Source organism: Buttiauxella warmboldiae (assembly GCF_003818135.1).
GTDB classification, from domain to species: domain Bacteria; phylum Pseudomonadota; class Gammaproteobacteria; order Enterobacterales; family Enterobacteriaceae; genus Buttiauxella; species Buttiauxella warmboldiae.
The window spans coordinates 1-16,485 of sequence record NZ_RPOH01000046.1; the positions used below are offsets into that span (position 1 = coordinate 1).

16 protein-coding genes are annotated in these 16,485 nt (G+C 54.5%); 9 read left to right on the plus strand and 7 right to left on the minus strand.

The window, feature by feature from the left end; all coding sequences use genetic code 11:
• Positions 1-610 precede the first annotated feature (610 nt).
• From hemY to hemC, 4 genes are read right to left on the minus strand one after another with little or no spacing between them, the layout of a single operon-like run.
• Positions 611-1,807, minus strand: coding sequence for a protoheme IX biogenesis protein HemY (hemY, locus tag EHN07_RS11955; RefSeq protein ID WP_124024361.1), 1,197 nt, complete (start codon positions 1,805-1,807; stop codon positions 611-613).
• Positions 1,808-1,809: 2 nt separating this feature from the next.
• The gene (hemX, locus tag EHN07_RS11960; RefSeq protein WP_124024362.1) at positions 1,810-2,985 is read right to left on the minus strand and encodes a uroporphyrinogen-III C-methyltransferase; all 1,176 of its coding nucleotides are present in this window, start codon (positions 2,983-2,985) and stop codon (positions 1,810-1,812) included.
• A 22-nt stretch (positions 2,986-3,007) separates the two neighbouring features.
• Positions 3,008-3,748, minus strand: a complete 741-nt coding sequence (hemD, locus tag EHN07_RS11965) for a uroporphyrinogen-III synthase (protein WP_124024363.1) — start codon at positions 3,746-3,748, stop codon at positions 3,008-3,010.
• A complete protein-coding gene (hemC, locus tag EHN07_RS11970) occupies positions 3,745-4,686 on the minus strand; it encodes a hydroxymethylbilane synthase (protein ID WP_124024364.1) in 942 nt (313 codons plus the stop codon). Before hemC ends, hemD begins: the two co-directional genes overlap by 4 nt.
• 282 nt (positions 4,687-4,968) lie before the next feature.
• Here hemC and cyaA point away from each other — a divergent pair, with 282 nt between their 5' ends.
• Positions 4,969-7,521, plus strand: coding sequence for a class I adenylate cyclase (gene cyaA, locus EHN07_RS11975; RefSeq protein ID WP_124024365.1), 2,553 nt, complete (start codon positions 4,969-4,971; stop codon positions 7,519-7,521).
• Here the strand turns inward: cyaA and cyaY are convergent.
• On the minus strand, positions 7,518-7,838 hold the full coding sequence (cyaY, locus tag EHN07_RS11980) for an iron donor protein CyaY (RefSeq protein WP_124024366.1): 321 nt from the start codon (positions 7,836-7,838) through the stop codon (positions 7,518-7,520). The genes cyaA and cyaY overlap by 4 nt on opposite strands.
• 125 nt (positions 7,839-7,963) lie before the next feature.
• Between cyaY and lptM the strand changes: the two genes are divergently transcribed.
• From lptM to corA, 8 genes are all read left to right on the plus strand, one after another.
• Positions 7,964-8,170 carry an LPS translocon maturation chaperone LptM gene (gene lptM / locus EHN07_RS11985; protein ID WP_124024367.1) on the plus strand — a complete coding sequence of 69 codons (207 nt, stop codon included), beginning with the start codon at positions 7,964-7,966 and terminating at the stop codon, positions 8,168-8,170.
• 38 nt (positions 8,171-8,208) lie between these two features.
• A complete protein-coding gene (gene dapF, locus EHN07_RS11990; protein ID WP_124024368.1) occupies positions 8,209-9,033 on the plus strand; it encodes a diaminopimelate epimerase in 825 nt (274 codons plus the stop codon).
• Positions 9,030-9,734, plus strand: coding sequence for a DUF484 domain-containing protein (locus EHN07_RS11995; RefSeq protein ID WP_124024369.1), 705 nt, complete (start codon positions 9,030-9,032; stop codon positions 9,732-9,734). The genes dapF and EHN07_RS11995 overlap by 4 nt, the downstream gene beginning before the upstream one ends.
• Positions 9,731-10,636, plus strand: a complete 906-nt coding sequence (xerC, locus tag EHN07_RS12000) for a tyrosine recombinase XerC (protein ID WP_124024370.1) — start codon at positions 9,731-9,733, stop codon at positions 10,634-10,636. Before EHN07_RS11995 ends, xerC begins: the two co-directional genes overlap by 4 nt.
• The gene (gene yigB, locus EHN07_RS12005; RefSeq protein ID WP_124024371.1) at positions 10,636-11,352 is read left to right on the plus strand and encodes a 5-amino-6-(5-phospho-D-ribitylamino)uracil phosphatase YigB; all 717 of its coding nucleotides are present in this window, start codon (positions 10,636-10,638) and stop codon (positions 11,350-11,352) included. The genes xerC and yigB overlap by 1 nt, the downstream gene beginning before the upstream one ends.
• A gap of 53 nt (positions 11,353-11,405) precedes the next feature.
• Positions 11,406-13,568, plus strand: a complete 2,163-nt coding sequence (gene uvrD, locus EHN07_RS12010) for a DNA helicase II (RefSeq protein ID WP_124024372.1) — start codon at positions 11,406-11,408, stop codon at positions 13,566-13,568.
• 137 nt (positions 13,569-13,705) lie between these two features.
• The gene (gene ysgD / locus EHN07_RS20880) at positions 13,706-13,762 is read left to right on the plus strand and encodes a YsgD/CorL family protein (RefSeq protein WP_367597360.1); all 57 of its coding nucleotides are present in this window, start codon (positions 13,706-13,708) and stop codon (positions 13,760-13,762) included.
• A gap of 163 nt (positions 13,763-13,925) precedes the next feature.
• Entirely contained in the window at positions 13,926-14,876 is a 951-nt protein-coding gene (corA, locus tag EHN07_RS12015) for a magnesium/cobalt transporter CorA (protein ID WP_124024373.1), read from the plus strand.
• Positions 14,877-14,910: 34 nt separating this feature from the next.
• On the opposite strand, the gene rarD is transcribed toward corA, so the two are convergent.
• Both rarD and yigI read right to left on the minus strand, forming a co-directional pair.
• The gene (rarD, locus tag EHN07_RS12020; RefSeq protein ID WP_124024374.1) at positions 14,911-15,825 is read right to left on the minus strand and encodes an EamA family transporter RarD; all 915 of its coding nucleotides are present in this window, start codon (positions 15,823-15,825) and stop codon (positions 14,911-14,913) included.
• A gap of 51 nt (positions 15,826-15,876) precedes the next feature.
• On the minus strand, positions 15,877-16,347 hold the full coding sequence (gene yigI, locus EHN07_RS12025) for an acyl-CoA thioesterase YigI (protein ID WP_124024375.1): 471 nt from the start codon (positions 16,345-16,347) through the stop codon (positions 15,877-15,879).
• Positions 16,348-16,485 lie beyond the last annotated feature (138 nt).

The following is a 16,485-nucleotide window of genomic DNA, read 5'->3' on the forward strand; positions in this document are numbered from 1 at the left end:
CTTTAGCAACGGCCCGTAGGAGAATAATCCTCTCTCGCCGACCAAATTTAGAAAAGACCAATCTTCGGGTTGGTCTTTTTGCATCTGTAGTTTACTGCGGTTCAAAACCTTTCGTCTCTAAATCACGACATTACGGCTTTCATTGTCGCCGTTTGGTGACTATTAACCTGTTGATATTACTTGTTTTTATAAGTTGCTTATTTATCTGTCGCTAAAAAGAGACACCTGCATTCCCCTTCTAAAACCTTTGCACGCTCCGTACAGTGGCAGCCATAGTTTGTATAACCTGCTGATTACCAAGAAATCACCTCCTCAGATTACTTTTGAATACAAACCTGGCACGCATCGTGCAATAATATATTCGTAGATGCTCATTCCACTTCTTATGTTTGCTCCGGCTTCATAAACCCGGGAATGACGCAGAGCCGATTACGGTGCTTATCGTCCACCGACAGATGTCGTCTTTCAGACCTCATCCAACACCATGGACACAACGTTGAGTGAAGCACCACTTAGTTGTCATACAGACCTGTTTTAACACCAGCCAATCGGCTGGTGTTTTTTTTTGTCTCAGGGAAGGGAAAAGGGCGAAGAGGTTCGCCCTGAGGTACTACGAGTTTGGATTGTTTTGCAGGGTAAGCAGCAGACCATCACGGCGCATCAAAGCTGCCTCTTCCGGGTTATGCAGGCGGTCCAGGCAATCTGCCAGCCATGCATAATCAAAGGCGTCAGGACGCTGTTTGATTGCTGCACGCAATGCGTCACACGCCTGCTGCCATTCGCCGTGTTTCATCAGCAACTGACCGAGCGTGCTGTAGAGCAACGGACGATCGCCCTGGGTTTTAATCTGTTGGCGCAGCGCTTTTTCAAGCTGTTCCGGATTGCCTGATTTCAGTCGTGGCATCAGCAATATCAGGCGCTCGTCGTACTGGCGCTTGAGCCCGTCGAGAATGATTTCCTGTGCCGCATCATGATCGTCACATTCAATCAGATGCTCCGCCATGGCCACTTGCAGCACCGGTTCATGGCGCGTTTTACGGCTTTGGCTCTTCCACCAGCTTTTCAGCCCATCGTTACCCCGATCCGCCATCGCTTGATCCATCAAGCCAATCCAGGCCTGTTGTTGCAGTGCGGCACGGTGGGTTTCATCGCCGACCTGTACTTTGTCCATCGCGGGTAAAATATCAAGTAGCGACCCCCATGCTCCGGTACGGACATAGGCCATTTCCGCCAGGCGCAGCACCTCCGGGTGGCGCGGTGAGGTTTCCAGTAGCTTATCCACGCCGTGGCGTGCTGCGTGGTTCTCATTACGAGCCAACTGCAGGCGTACCCTGGTAATTTCTACCGGTAGCTGATCGTTATCGGCCAGCTCGGCCGCACGTTCCAGATGCTGATTGGCGCGTATTTCATCACCGCGCTGCTGTGCCGCTTCGGCTGCCAGCAGGTAGTTCACCACCGGCTGTTCAGCATGATCGGCATTTTTCAGCATCAGCTTCTCAACCTGCTGATAATCGCCTTCTGCCAGCTTCAGCAATGCAGCTTTGGTTTGCTTACGTGCGCGACTGCTTTTACGGCCAACAAACCAGCCGCGAGTACGTGCCCCCGTGCGGAAGATCCGGCGCAGCAGCCATTCGATAGCAAACAGCACGACCATACTCAGGATCAGAACGATCGCCAGCCCGGTGACGCTGGTTTCCACATTGTAATTATCAGTCTGGATCAGCACGTAACCCTGATGGCCGGCAAGCATTGGCCCAAGGACGATCCCGGCGATCAACAACAGAAAGAGTAATAAGACCTTAATCATGCTTATTCTCCCTGAGCGGATGCAGGGGCCTGTTCAGGCGCGGTTTCTGCCGGAGCAGTGGCACTGGCAGCGGGCTGAGCGAGTAAATTACGCACCCGAGTCTGCATCAGCTTTTCCAGCAGCGGCTGGCTTTCCAGCGTTTGGGGAATATCCATATTGATACTTTGCTGGCTCAGCGTATCCAGCTCATCAAGGAAGGATTTCGTCACGCTGTCGCTGGTGTCGTAATAAGCGCGAACCCAGGTGGAGACATTCTCCAGCGACTGTTTATAAGTCTCTTCCTGATGACGCGGCACCGCCTGTGCTGCTACCAGCAGGCGGGAACGAATATTCTCACGCAGATAAACATCCTGATTTGGCGCCAGCAGCGGGACGGCGGTTTCATCGCGACGGCGGATAGTAATAAAGCTATCCATAAAGCTGTGCCAGCTTTTAGCCAGATTTTCACGCCACTCAGCCATGGTGCCGGAAAGCTCGCCGCCGTCGGAATCCATTGGCGTATCGTCGCTATTGTTATCCGCCAGACGCAGGTTATCGATCTGGTTAGAGAGCTGATTGAGCTTAAGGATAATCCCGTCGTAGTCGACCTGGGTAATCGAAGAGAGGGCAGAAATATCGTCCGTGAGCGCACGGCGTGCAGCAAGCAGGCTCGGATCATTCATATCCGCAAGGCTTGCATCGGCGCTTTTCAGCAGCGCGGCAGCGGTGGTGACATCCCGATCGCTCCACAGCTTGCGTCCGGCCAGTTTTACCAGGAAATCGGATTGCGCTAACAGCCAGGTTTTCGCATCGCTGCCGGAAATGGTGGCGACTTTTTGCTGCACTTCTTCAAGCTCACGCGCCAGGTTTGCCTGCTGGCGATTTGACTCTTCAAGCGCGCTGGCCTGCTGCTTCAGAGTGGTTTCCAGCGCGGATTGCTGCTGCTGTTGTTGCTGTTGCAGGGCGGCTAGCTGTGTTGCCAGCGCATCGGTATTGGCATTTTGTGCCGCTGCCTGATGCTTACCATAGCTGTAAAGACCGCCACCTAACGCCAGGGCAATAGCAATGGCGATAGCACCGAGCGCAATTCCGGCAATGCCACTGCGATTTTTTTGTGGCGGCTGTTCTGGAAGCGGTGCGTTTTCCAGCCCTGGTGCGGTCTCTTCAACCATGGCGGAGGTGTTCTGTTGTTCCGTCATTGTGGCGTCCCATATTGTAGGTTTATTGTAACGCGCGCAGCAGCGCGTCATTGTCTGCGTTATCGGCGACCCGAATATCCTGCCAGCCCAGCTCCCGGGCAAGGTCTGCCAGACGCTCACTGACAACCAGCAGCCGGCAGTGGAGCAACCAGTTTTTGCGATACCACTGCGGGATCAGCGCATAAAGCTGTTGCAGCATTTCCCCGCTCGTCACCACCAGCGTAGTAATTCCACGTTCGTGCCAGCGAAAGGCTTCTTGCGTACCGTCGTAAATTCTGGCGCTTCTCTGGTAGCATTCACAGAAGGTCACTTCTGCACCGCGCGCCGCCAGCGTGTCGCCCAGCAGTTCACGGCCGCCGTTGCCGCGCAGAATAAGCGCTCGTTTCCCGGCAAGGTTCTGTAATTCAGGTAATTGTAGCAAGACTTCCGTGGTTTCCCGATCCTGCGGGTAGCGAACCGGCAAATGGCTAACCGTGTGAAACGCCAGCGCAGTCGTGCGCCCAATGGCAAACCAGCAAAGGCTGGCAGGCCAGGTGAAGCCATTCTGGTTTAACTGCGGGTGGGCAAAATGAATGGCGTGCTGCGATAACAAGAACACCAGATCGCCTGCTGTCAGGCTCGCCAGCATAGCAGGCAGTTTATCCAGCTGCCGACCCGGGGAAAATTCGATGAGAGGGAAGCTATACGCCACCTGCCCCAGCGCGCGTAGTCTGCTCACTAATTCGTCCCCGGCAGGGGAAGGGCGGGTGACAAGTATCGTCATGCCGGAGCGTCTCCGTCATAAACGGCGGCCAGAATTTCACGAGCGCCTTTATCGAGAAGCTCTTCTGCAAGGGAGACGCCCATGGCTTCTGCCTCTTCTGGTTTACCGCGGCGTTCACCGCGTACCAGAATTGAGCCGTCTGGCGCACCGACCAGCGCGCGTAGCCACAGCTCACCTTCTTTTAACTCGGCATAGCTGCCGATAGGCACCTGGCATCCGCCTTCTAAACGCATATTCATGGCGCGCTCGGCTGTGACGCGAATCGCAGTCTCTTGATGATTGAGTGGGGCAAGCAGCGCCTGAGTACGCTTATCATCAAGACGACATTCAATGCCTACTGCACCCTGGCCTACTGCCGGGAGAGAAACGTCTGTGGGCAGGGCGTAACGGATGCGTGATTGCAACTCAAGGCGATTGAGCCCGGCCACCGCCAGAATAATGGCGTCATAGTCGCCGCTGTCGAGCTTGCTCAGACGCGTGCCGACATTCCCGCGCAGCGAACGAATCACCAGATCCGGGCGACGCTCGGCGATCTGGCACTGGCGCCGCAGGCTGGAAGTGCCGACTACGCTGCCTGCTGGCAGTTCGTCGAGGCTGGCGAAGCTGTTGGAAACAAAGGCGTCACGCGGATCGTCGCGCTCGCAAATCGTGACCAGCCCCAGGCCTTCTGGAAACTCGACCGGCACATCTTTCATGGAGTGCACGGCGATATCCGCACGGCCTTCAAGAAGGGCAAGTTCTAACTCTTTGACAAACAATCCCTTGCCGCCAACTTTTGCCAGCGGTGTATCAAGAATGATATCGCCACGCGTCACCATCGGCACCAGCTCGACCGTAAGCTGGGGATGGCACGCTTCAAGGCGCTGTTTGACATATTGTGCTTGCCAGAGTGCTAACGGACTTTGGCGAGTGGCAATTCTTAATACATTGTCTAACATTGCTTGTTACCGTAATTATCGTCCCTGACCATCCTACCACTCTTCAAGGAAGGCTGTCAGTTTCAACGGGTTTGCGGAAAAGAGGGACATCTATCGTATTATGGAAGATAACGCGGCCAGGCGTTGCGGAAGTTAGCGAGTAGCGCATCTTTCTTTACGGTCAACCAGCAAGGTGTTAAATTGATCACGTTTCCAGCAATTCTTTGCCTTGTCGTTTATAATTGAGGCAACAATCGGGAAACGGGTTTTTTTCGTCATACTGAAACCATCAGGCGATATGTCTTGTACCTCTATATTGAGACTCTTAAGCAGAGACTGGATGCCATTAATCAGCTGCGTGTAGATCGCGCACTGGCTGCCATGGGGCCTGCTTTCCAACAGGTCTACAGTCTGCTGCCAACGTTGTTACATTATCATCACCCGTTGATGCCAGGTTATCTTGAAGGTAACGTTCCCCATGGTATCTGCATCTACACGCCTGATGAAACCCAACGCCACTACCTCAACGAACTCGAATTGATGCGCGGCATGCCGCCGCAGACAACAGAAGCGGGCGAATTGCCTATCACCGGCCTCTATTCCATGGGCAGCACCTCGTCCGTTGGTCAGAGCTGCTCTTCCGATCTCGATATTTGGGTATGCCACCAGTCATGGCTCGATAACGACGAGCGCCAGTTGCTGCAACGTAAATGCAGCGTGCTGGAAAGCTGGGCGGCCTCTTTAGGCGTGGAAGTCAGCTTCTTCCTGATTGACGAAAACCGCTTCCGCCATAACGAAAGTGGCAATCTGGGCGGCGAAGATTGTGGTTCGACGCAGCACATTTTGTTGCTGGATGAATTTTACCGCACCGCAGTGCGCCTGGCCGGGAAACGCATTCTGTGGAGTATGGTGCCGGGCGATGAAGAAGATCATTACGACGATTACGTGATGAGCCTCTACTCGCAGGGCGTACTCACGCCAAACGAGTGGCTCGACCTCGGCGGTTTAAGCTCCCTGTCGGCGGAAGAGTACTTTGGAGCAAGCCTGTGGCAGCTGTATAAAAGTATCGATTCGCCCTACAAGGCGGTGTTGAAAACACTGCTGCTGGAAGCGTATTCCTGGGAATATCCGAATACATGCCTGCTGGCAAAAGACATTAAGCAGCGCCTGCATGATGGTGAGATAGTCTCTTTCGGCCTTGATCCTTATTGCATGATGCTTGAGCGTGTCACTCACTACCTCACGCAAATTGAAGATACCGCGCGCCTGGACTTGGTTCGCCGTTGCTTCTATCTCAAAGTGTGCGAAAAACTGTCCCGTGAACGCGCCTGCGTCGGCTGGCGCCGTGAGGTTTTAAGCCAGCTGGTTAAAGACTGGGGCTGGGATGAACCACGCCTGGCGATGCTGGATAACCGCGCCAACTGGAAAATTGACCAGGTTCGCGATGCGCACAACGAACTGCTTGATGCGATGATGCAAAGCTATCGCAACCTGATTCGATTTGCGCGCCGTAATAACCTGAGCGTCAGCGCAAGCCCGCAGGATATCGGGGTATTAACCCGTAAGCTGTATGCGGCGTTTGAAGCGCTGCCGGGTAAAGTGACGCTGGTCAACCCGCAAATTTCTCCCGACCTCTCAGAGCCTAATCTGACCTTTATTCATGTGCCGCCGGGTCGTGCTAACCGTTCAGGTTGGTATCTTTATAACCGCGCGCCAAACATGGATTCCATCATCAGCCATCAACCGCTGGAATATAACCGTTATCTTAATAAGCTGGTGGCATGGGCCTACTTCAACGGCCTGCTGACCTCGCGCACCCGCCTGTTTATTAAGGGCAACGGTATTTGTGACCTGCCAAAACTACAGGAAATGGTGGCGGATGTTTCGCACCACTTCCCGCTGCGCTTGCCCGCGCCAACCGCCAAAGCGTTGTATAGCCCGTGCGAAATTCGTCATCTTTCTATCATCGTTAACCTCGAATACGACCCGACGGCGGCATTCCGCAATCAGGTGGTGCATTTCGATTTCCGTAAACTGGATGTGTTCAGTTTCGGCCAGCAGCAACAGTGCCTGGTAGGCAGCGTGGATCTGCTTTATCGCAACTCGTGGAATGAAGTGCGTACGCTGCACTTCAACGGCGAGCAATCGATGATTGAAGCGCTGAAAACCATTCTGGGAAAAATGCACCAGGATGCCGCCCCGCCGGATAGCGTGGAAGTATTCTGCTATAGCCAGCATCTGCGGGGGCTTATCCGCACTCGCGTTCAGCAGCTGGTTTCGGAATGTATCGACTTCCGCTTGTCGAGCACGCGGCAGGAGCCTGGCCGCTTTAAAGCGCTACGCATCTCTGGCCAGACGTGGGGGCTATTCTTTGAACGCCTGAACGTCTCGGTGCAAAAACTGGAAAATGCTATCGAGTTCTACGGGGCGATTTCCCATAACAAACTGCACGGTTTGTCGGTGCAGGTTGAAACCAACCAGGTGCAGCTGCCTTCGGTGGTCGACGGCTTTGCCAGCGAAGGGATTATTCAGTTCTTCTTTGAAGAAGCGAATGAGGATCAGGGGTTCAATATCTATATTCTCGATGAGACTAACCGCGCAGAGGTTTATCACCACTGTGAAGGGAGCAAAGAGGATTTAGTGCGTGACGTCAGCCGCTTCTACTCCTCTTCCCACGACCGCTTTACCTACGGTTCCAGTTTTATCAACTTCAACCTGCCGCAGTTTTATCAGATTGTGAAAGTCGATGGGCGCTCGCAGGTGATTCCGTTCCGCACCCAGGCTATTACGGCAGCGACGCCAGCGCATCTTGAGGATAGCTCTACGCCGCTGGTGCAGCAGTACAGCAACAGCTAGCTAAAGCTAACCGGCTCGCCCGCTTGCTGTGTGCAAGCATCTTCAAGTAGCGCCCAGAACTCAGCACCGCTACGGTCGCAAACCCACTTCTCGCCCTGCAGATTAAAATGGTAGCCGCCGCTTTTCGTGGCAAGCCACACCTGATGTAACGGCTCCTGGCGGTTGATAATAATCTTGCTGCGATTCTCAAAACTTAAAGTCAGCACGCCACCATTGATTTCACAGTCGATGTCACTGTCACCATCCCAGTCATCCAGGCGTTCTTCGATTGTTGACCATAGGCCATCAGCAAGGCGATGAAATTCACTGTCGTTCATATCTGTTTCTCAGCTGTTTTTGTTCACGGCAGTATAGCAACACCCGCGAAGAGAAAAGAATATTGCTTTTCAGGGATCACCTGCGATGATAGAAGGCAGAATATTGGATTACAGGCATCTCAATAATGAAGAAAATTTTCTGCCCATTTGCTCTTATGCTGGCGCTTGTCAGCCTTTCTGGCTGTGGTCTTAAAGGGCCTCTCTACTTTCCACCTGCAGACGGTAAAACCAAGCCGACCTCCCAGGTGACGCCCGTGCAGCCGTCGCAGTCGGCTACGCCCGATCGTAACAATCGGGGTACGAACAACGCACCGACTCAGGTTATCTACTAGCAAATTATCGATAAGTAGCCGCGTATATGGAGCAGAAGATGCAGTTCTCAAAGATGCATGGCCTTGGCAATGACTTTATGGTCGTCGACGCGGTGACTCAAAACGTCTATTTTTCCCCTGAATTGATTCGCCGCCTGGCCGACAGGCATTTGGGCGTGGGTTTCGATCAGCTGCTGGTAGTTGAGCCGCCTTACGATCCCGACCTCGATTTCCACTATCGTATTTTTAACGCCGACGGCAGCGAAGTCTCGCAGTGCGGCAACGGTGCGCGCTGTTTTGCCCGTTTTGTGCGCCTGAAAGGGCTGACCAATAAACGCGATATTCGTGTCAGTACCGCCAATGGCCGTATGGTGCTTAGCGTCACGGAAGATGAGCTGGTCTGCGTGAACATGGGGGAGCCGAATTTCGAACCGTCCGCCGTGCCGTTCCGGGCAAACAAAGCGGAAAAGACCTATATTATGCGTGCCGCCGAACAAACCATTATGTGTGGCGTGGTGTCGATGGGGAATCCACACTGCGTGATTCAGGTTGATGACGTCGCCACGGCTGCCGTGGAAACCTTGGGCCCCGTGATGGAAAACCATGAGCGTTTTCCTGAGCGTGCCAATATTGGTTTCATGCAGGTGGTGACCAAAGAGCATATCCGCCTGCGCGTTTTTGAGCGTGGAGCGGGGGAAACCCAGGCCTGCGGCAGTGGTGCTTGCGGTGCGGTTGCCGTGGGTATTCTGCAGGGAATACTCGCGGAGCAGGTTCGCGTCGAGCTGCCTGGTGGCCGTCTTGATATCGCCTGGAAAGGGCCGGGAACGCCGCTGTTGATGACCGGTCCGGCGGCCCACGTCTATGATGGATTTATACATCTATGAAGAATGCCGGGGAACAGCAAGAAGCCTTACTGGAGCTGGACGATCGAATGGTTGCCGAGTATCTGCAGCGCCATCCCGATTTCTTTATTCGTAACGCCCGGCATGTAGAACAGATGCAGGTTCCGCACCCGGTGCGCGGCAGCGTGTCGTTGGTAGAATGGCATATGGCGCGCAGCCGCAACCATATCAACTTTCTTGAAGAAAACATGAGCTTGCTGATGGAGCAGGCGAGTGCCAACGAAGGCCTGTTCTACCGCTTGCTGAAGCTGCAAGGCCGCCTGGCCTCTGCCACCAGTTTGCAGGAAATGTTGAACCGCTTGCACCGTTGGGCGCGTGAAATGGGGCTGGCGGGGGCGAATGTGCGTCTTTTTGCCGACCGTTGGCGGATTGGCGCGCCTTCTGATTTCACCCACCTGGCATTGAATCGCCAGGCTTTCGAGCCGTTACGCATTCAACGCCTCGGGGAGCAGCAGCATTATCTGGGGCCGCTGAATGGTCCTGAATTGCTGGTCGTGCTGCCGCAGGCAAAAGCCATTGGTTCCGTTGCTGTTTCTTTGATGGGAAGCGATGGGGATTCAGGCGTGCTGGTCTTCAGCAGCCGCGACCCTCAGCATTACCAGCAAGGGCAAGGCACACAATTACTGCATGAACTGGCGCTGATGCTGCCAGACCTGCTGGAGCGCTGGGTCGAACGAGTATGATCGCCTCTCCGCTGCAAACTTCCGTCGATAGCTTTCTGCGCTACTTAAAAGTTGAGCGTCAGTTAAGCCCGCTGACGCTGCTCAATTATGGCCGTCAGCTTGGGGCGATTATCGGTCTGGCGGGCGAGATGAAATTGAGTAGCTGGCAGCAGTGCGATGCCGCAGCGGTTCGCTCGCTCACCGTGCGCAGCCGTAAGGCGGGTCTCGGGCCATCAAGCCTGGCGTTGCGCCTCTCCGCGCTGCGTAGTTTCTTCGACTGGTGCGTCAGCCAGGGCGAGCTCAAAGCCAATCCCGCAAAAGGGATTTCTACCCCGAAAGCCGGCCGCCACCTGCCAAAAAACATCGACGTCGATGATGTGAATCGCCTGCTGGATATCGACATTAACGACCCGCTTGCGGTGCGCGATCGAGCGATGCTGGAGGTGATGTACGGAGCCGGTCTGCGTCTTTCCGAACTGGTGAATATGGATTGTCGCCATATCGACCTGAGCACGGGTGAGGTATGGGTGATGGGGAAAGGCAGCAAAGAACGCCGGGTGCCGGTGGGAAAATCTGCGGTTATCTGGGTTGAGCGCTGGCTGGATCTGCGCGAGCTTTTTGGCCCGGATAACGATGCGCTGTTTCTGTCAAAGCAGGGCAAGCGCATCTCGGCACGCAACGTCCAGAAACGCTTTAGCGAGTGGGGAATAAAGCAGGGGCTAAACAGCCACGTCCACCCTCACAAACTGCGCCATTCGTTTGCCACGCATATGCTGGAGTCGAGCGGGGATCTGCGCGGCGTGCAGGAATTATTAGGCCACGCCAACCTTTCCACCACGCAAATCTATACCCATCTCGACTTCCAGCACTTAGCCTCAGTGTATGATGCAGCGCATCCACGCGCTAAACGAGGGAAATCGTAATGCATTTTTACCGCCCGCCAGGGCCTGTTGCCGCGCTCACTTTCGATCTCGACGATACGCTGTACGACAACCGCGAAGTGATTGAACGCACCGAACGTGAATCAATGAGCTTTGTGCAAAATTACCACCCGCGGCTAAACCATCTGCAACGCCCTGATTTTTTGCGTATACGCCATGCGCTGCGTCTCGCAGAGCCGGAGATTTACCACGACGTCAGCGAATGGCGTCGCCGCGCGGTGGAGCAGGCGATGTTAGACGTCGGTTTGCCGGCAGAAGAAGCCGCCGCAGGCGCACAGGCAGCAATGGCGAACTTCGCCCACTGGCGTAGCCAAATTGACGTGCCGCAAGAAACGCACGACACGCTGGCGAAACTGGCGGAAAAGTGGCCGCTGGTGGCGATTACTAACGGTAATGCCGAACCGCATCTTTTCGGCCTCGATCAATATTTTAAGTTCGTGCTGCGCGCCGGGCCGCACGGGCGTTCTAAGCCATTCAGCGACATGTATCACCTGGCGGCTGAAAAGCTTGACGTGCCGCGCGCTCATATTCTTCACGTTGGCGATGATTTAACGACAGACGTGGCCGGAGCGGTACGCTGTGGGATGCAGGCGTGCTGGATAAACCTGCGCGATGGCGACCTGATGCAGATTAATGACAGCCGTTTATTGCCACATCTGGAAATTTCGCGGTTGGCATCCCTCACCGCGCTGATATAATCAGATCTGTATAAAATCACAGTGCATTTTGTTTCCCTTTCACGGCGGTGCCAATGGACGTTTCTTACCTGCTCGACAGCCTCAATGATAAACAGCGCGAAGCCGTCGCGGCCACGCGCAGCAATATGCTGGTACTGGCTGGGGCGGGCAGCGGTAAGACGCGCGTATTGGTGCACCGTATCGCGTGGTTGATTAGCGTGGAAAACTGCTCGCCGTATTCCATTATGGCGGTGACGTTTACCAACAAAGCGGCGGCGGAAATGCGCCACCGTATCGGCCAGCTGATGGGAACCAGCCAGGGCGGCATGTGGGTCGGTACCTTCCACGGCCTCGCGCACCGCCTGCTGCGCGCGCACCACATGGATGCTAACCTGCCGCAGGATTTTCAAATCCTCGACAGCGAAGATCAGCTGCGCTTGTTAAAGCGCCTGATTAAAGCCATGAACCTCGATGATAAACAGTGGCCAGCGCGCCAGGCGATGTGGTTTATCAACGGTAAAAAAGACGAAGGTTTACGCCCGCATCACATCGAAAGCTATGGCAATCCGGTTGAGCAAACCTGGCAGAAAGTGTACCAGGCTTACCAGGAAGCGTGCGATCGCGCAGGGCTGCTGGATTTTGCCGAGCTGCTGCTGCGCGCGCATGAGCTGTGGCTCAACAAACCGCATATTCTCAATCACTACCGCGAGCGCTTCACCAATATTCTGGTGGACGAATTCCAGGATACCAACAGCATTCAGTACGCGTGGATTAGGATGCTGGCGGGCGAGACCGGCAAAGTGATGATTGTCGGTGATGACGATCAGTCCATCTACGGCTGGCGCGGCGCGCAGGTTGAGAATATTCAACGCTTCCTGAGCGATTTCCCTGGCGCGCAAACTATTCGCCTTGAGCAAAACTACCGTTCGACCAACAACATTCTTAATGCCGCCAATGCCCTGATTGCCAATAACTCCGGCCGTCTGGGGAAAGAGCTGTGGACCGATGGCAGCGACGGCGAGCCCATCTCTCTTTATTGCGCTTTTAACGAACTCGACGAAGCCCGCTTTGTGGTTAACCGCATTAAAACCTGGCAGGAAACCGGCGGCGCGCTTGAGAAATGCGCGATTCTCTATCGCAGTAACGCCCAGTCGCGCGTGCTGGAAGAAGCGCTATTGCAGGTCGGTATGCCGTACCGTATTTATGGCGGCATGCGCTTCTTCGAACGCCAGGAAATCAAAGATGCGCTCTCGTATCTGCGCCTGATTGCCAACCGCAATGACGATGCGGCGTTTGAACGCGTGGTTAACACGCCAACGCGTGGCATCGGCGATCGCACATTAGATGTGGTGCGCCAGACCTCCCGCGACAGGCAGCTGACTCTGTGGCAGGCCTGCCGCCTGCTGCTGCAGGAAAAAGCGCTGGCAGGGCGTGCGGCCTCTGCGCTGCAACGCTTTATGGAGCTTATCGACGCGCTGGCACATGAAACTATCGATATGCCGCTGCATGTACAGACCGACCGGGTGATCAAAGACTCCGGCCTGATGATGATGTACGAGCAGGAAAAGGGCGAAAAAGGCCAGACGCGCATCGAAAACTTAGAGGAGCTGGTGACGGCAACGCGCCAGTTCAGCTACCAGGATGAAGACGAAGACCTGATGCCGCTACAGGCATTCTTGTCTCACGCGGCTCTTGAAGCCGGTGAAGGGCAAGCGGATACCTGGCAGGATGCCGTACAGCTGATGACGCTGCACTCGGCAAAAGGGCTGGAGTTTCCGCAGGTGTTTATCGTCGGTATGGAAGAGGGGATGTTCCCAAGCCAGATGTCGCTTGATGAAGGCGGGCGTCTGGAAGAAGAGCGCCGCCTGGCCTATGTGGGCGTAACGCGCGCGATGCAAAAACTCACTCTGACCTATGCCGAAACCCGCCGCCTGTATGGTAAAGAGGTGTATCACCGCCCCTCTCGCTTCATTGGCGAACTGCCTGAAAACTGTGTGGAAGAAGTTCGCCTGCGCGCCAGCATCAGCCGTCCGGTAAGCCACCAGCGCATGGGTACGCCGCTTTCCGAAAACGACACGGGCTACAAGCTGGGCCAGCGTGTCCGCCATGCAAAATTTGGCGAGGGCACTATCGTTAATCTGGAAGGCAGCGGTGAACACAGCCGCATTCAGGTGGCGTTTCCCGGGCAGGGAATTAAGTGGCTGGTCGCCGCTTATGCCCGGCTGGAAGCGGTGTAGTTTCCCAAAATAAGTCATGATTATTTACCCTGTAAACCTCATGGCTATTTATTGCTCCAGGGTGTCCCGTTGCGTGTTGACGCCATATTTTTGCTGGCGTAACATGCGCGCACGATTACGCTAAGAGGACACTCGCCTTGGACACACCCAGTAAATACTGGCTCAATAACCTGTCATCCAGGTACAACTTCTAAGGCTATCCTCGAATGCTGATAGCCTTAGTGGTTGTCGGCGACCTCATATCTCGTATATCCCGTCGCAATGAGTCAGACTTTTTAATGGTCTGAAACCGATGTTGTTTCTGTCTGTGTGCCAACCGAACTGTCCCTGATATTTTTTGCATTGGGAGTACCGGTCATGCTGAGCGCATTTCAACTGGAAAACAATCGTTTGTCCCGCCTCGAACTGGACGATGCCGATAACCTGAGCAACTCCGTATGGGTTGATTTGGTCGAGCCTGAAGAGAGCGAACGGCAGCGGGTGCAAACGGAACTTGGCCAAAGCCTGGCAACCCGCCCGGAGCTGGAAGACATCGAAGCCTCCGCGCGTTTCTTTGAAGACGAAGACGGTTTGCACATCCACTCATTTTTCTTTTACGAAGATGCCGACGATCACGCGGGCAACAGCACCGTGGCATTCACCATTCGTGAGGGCCGCCTGTTTACGCTGCGTGAGCGTGAATTACCTGCGTTTCGTCTCTATCGTATGCGCGCCCGCAGCCAGAATATGGTCGATGGCAACGCCTATGAATTACTGCTCGACCTGTTCGAAACCAAAATCGAACAGCTGGCGGACGAAATTGAAAACATCTATAGCGATCTGGAAAAACTCAGCCGCGTGATTATGGAAGGGCAACAGGGCGATGAATATGACGCCGCGCTCTCCACTCTGGCAGAGCTGGAAGATATCGGTTGGAAAGTTCGTCTGTGTCTGATGGATACCCAGCGCGCCCTGAACTTCCTGGTGCGTAAAGCGCGTTTGCCGAGTGGGCAACTGGAGCAGGCGCGTGAGATCCTGCGCGATATCGAATCCCTGCTGCCGCACAATGAATCGCTGTTCCAGAAGGTTAACTTCCTGATGCAGGCGGCGATGGGCTTTATTAACATCGAGCAGAACCGCATTATCAAGATCTTCTCGGTGGTTTCGGTAGTGTTCCTGCCGCCAACGCTTGTGGCGTCGAGCTACGGCATGAACTTTGAGTTTATGCCTGAACTGAAGCTGAGCTACGGTTATCCGGCGGCGATTATCTTGATGATCCTTGCCGGGCTTGCGCCATATCTCTACTTCAAGCGTAAAAACTGGCTGTGAAATAAAACGAAAGGGAGCCAACAGGCTCCCTTGCTTACTTCTGAACGGCGGCGCGTGCCGCCATCCGCGAATTTCGCTGCGTATAAAGCGCATCCAGAATAAATAACGCCAGCGCAGCCCAGATAAAACCGAAGGTCAGCATCTTATCTTTTCCCACCACTTCGCCGTAAAACGTCACTGCCAGCAGGAACATGAGCGTCGGGCCGATATACTGGAAGAAGCCCAGCGTCGAGAGGCGTAAGCGCGTCGCCGCTGCGGTAAAGCACAGCAGTGGGATCGTGGTTACCACACCTGCCGCAATAAGCATTAAGTTCAGCGACATCGAGTTTTGCCCCATATGGCTGGTTGGGCTGTCTGCGATACCAAACAAATAAATCGCCGCCATCGGCAGCAGCCACAGCGTTTCCACCAGCATCCCGGTTTGTGCATCTATGGCAATTTTCTTACGCACCAGCCCATAAAACGCGAAGCTGAAGGCAAGGGCAAGCGCGATGACGGGCAGCGAGCCAAACGTCCACAGCTGTATCAGTACCCCGCAGGCTGCCAGAGCCACCGCCACCCATTGCATTCGACGGAAGCGTTCGCCAAGAAAAATCATCCCCAGCAAGACGTTCACCAGCGGGTTAATGAAATAACCGAGGCTGGCTTCCAGCATATGATTGTTATTCACCGCCCAGATGAACAGCAGCCAGTTACCGCCGATCAGCAGCGCGGAGAGCGCCATGGCGACAACCTTGTTACGGTTCTGGCAGGATCTTTTCACCTGCGGCCACTGGCGGCTCAGGCTTATCAACACCACCATAAAGAAGAATGACCAGATCACGCGATGCGTCAGGATCTCATCGGCTGGAACATAGTGGATTAATTTGAAATAGGCAGGTGCGATGCCCCACATAAAATACGCCGCCAGCGCTAGTAACACGCCCTGGCGGGTTTGTTTCGCATCCATGATCGGAACTCGTTGATGAATAGTGTGCTAATTGTATCAGCAATAATTACTTCACCCTACCATGTAGGTCGCCGTCGCGCTGGCAATATGCAGTTGCTCTTCGTTGTGTAATTCCACGCGCGCCACCGCCACTTTATTCCCGGCCCGCAGCAGGGAGCTGCTGGCGGTAAAGCGCTGTCCACGCCCCGGGCGCAGGTAGTCCACGCGTAAATCAATGGTACCCATTTTTGACAGACGCTGGCGTAGCTCCTCTTCGCTAATACTCTCGTGGCGGGTGAGCGTACTGCCCACGCAAACCAGCCCTGCCGCGACATCCAGAGAAGAAGCAATCACACCGCCGTGCAAAATACTCTGCGCCCAGTTTCCCACCATCATCGGCTGATTATTAAAACTTAGCTCGGCGTAGTTTTTCTCATAGCGTATAAGCTCCAGGCCCAGCGCCCGGTTAAAAGGCATGTGATAGACAAAAATCTCACCAACCAGCTGGAGGGCGGCGTCAGGGGTCAGAAATGCGCCAGACATAAATCATCCTCGATCGAATAAACTTAACATGTTAATTAATTGTACATTTTATGCTTCGTAATCGTTGATTGCCACTTTAAGAAAGGTAGACCGAGCGTGCGGATTGAGAACTATGTAGAATGTGTCCCTGATAATAAT

Coding starts and splice junctions, on each gene's coding strand:
- yigI (WP_124024375.1), bottom strand. CDS start 16,347: ATGTCTGGCGCATTTCTGACCCCTGACGCCGCCCTCCAGCTGGTTGGT.
- uvrD (WP_124024372.1), top strand. CDS start 11,406: ATGGACGTTTCTTACCTGCTCGACAGCCTCAATGATAAACAGCGCGAA.
- EHN07_RS11995 (WP_124024369.1), top strand. CDS start 9,030: ATGAAGAATGCCGGGGAACAGCAAGAAGCCTTACTGGAGCTGGACGAT.
- dapF (WP_124024368.1), top strand. CDS start 8,209: ATGCAGTTCTCAAAGATGCATGGCCTTGGCAATGACTTTATGGTCGTC.
- yigB (WP_124024371.1), top strand. CDS start 10,636: ATGCATTTTTACCGCCCGCCAGGGCCTGTTGCCGCGCTCACTTTCGAT.
- hemC (WP_124024364.1), bottom strand. CDS start 4,686: ATGTTAGACAATGTATTAAGAATTGCCACTCGCCAAAGTCCGTTAGCA.
- hemX (WP_124024362.1), bottom strand. CDS start 2,985: ATGACGGAACAACAGAACACCTCCGCCATGGTTGAAGAGACCGCACCA.
- cyaY (WP_124024366.1), bottom strand. CDS start 7,838: ATGAACGACAGTGAATTTCATCGCCTTGCTGATGGCCTATGGTCAACA.
- corA (WP_124024373.1), top strand. CDS start 13,926: ATGCTGAGCGCATTTCAACTGGAAAACAATCGTTTGTCCCGCCTCGAA.
- hemY (WP_124024361.1), bottom strand. CDS start 1,807: ATGATTAAGGTCTTATTACTCTTTCTGTTGTTGATCGCCGGGATCGTC.
- xerC (WP_124024370.1), top strand. CDS start 9,731: ATGATCGCCTCTCCGCTGCAAACTTCCGTCGATAGCTTTCTGCGCTAC.
- rarD (WP_124024374.1), bottom strand. CDS start 15,825: ATGGATGCGAAACAAACCCGCCAGGGCGTGTTACTAGCGCTGGCGGCG.
- hemD (WP_124024363.1), bottom strand. CDS start 3,748: ATGACGATACTTGTCACCCGCCCTTCCCCTGCCGGGGACGAATTAGTG.
- lptM (WP_124024367.1), top strand. CDS start 7,964: ATGAAGAAAATTTTCTGCCCATTTGCTCTTATGCTGGCGCTTGTCAGC.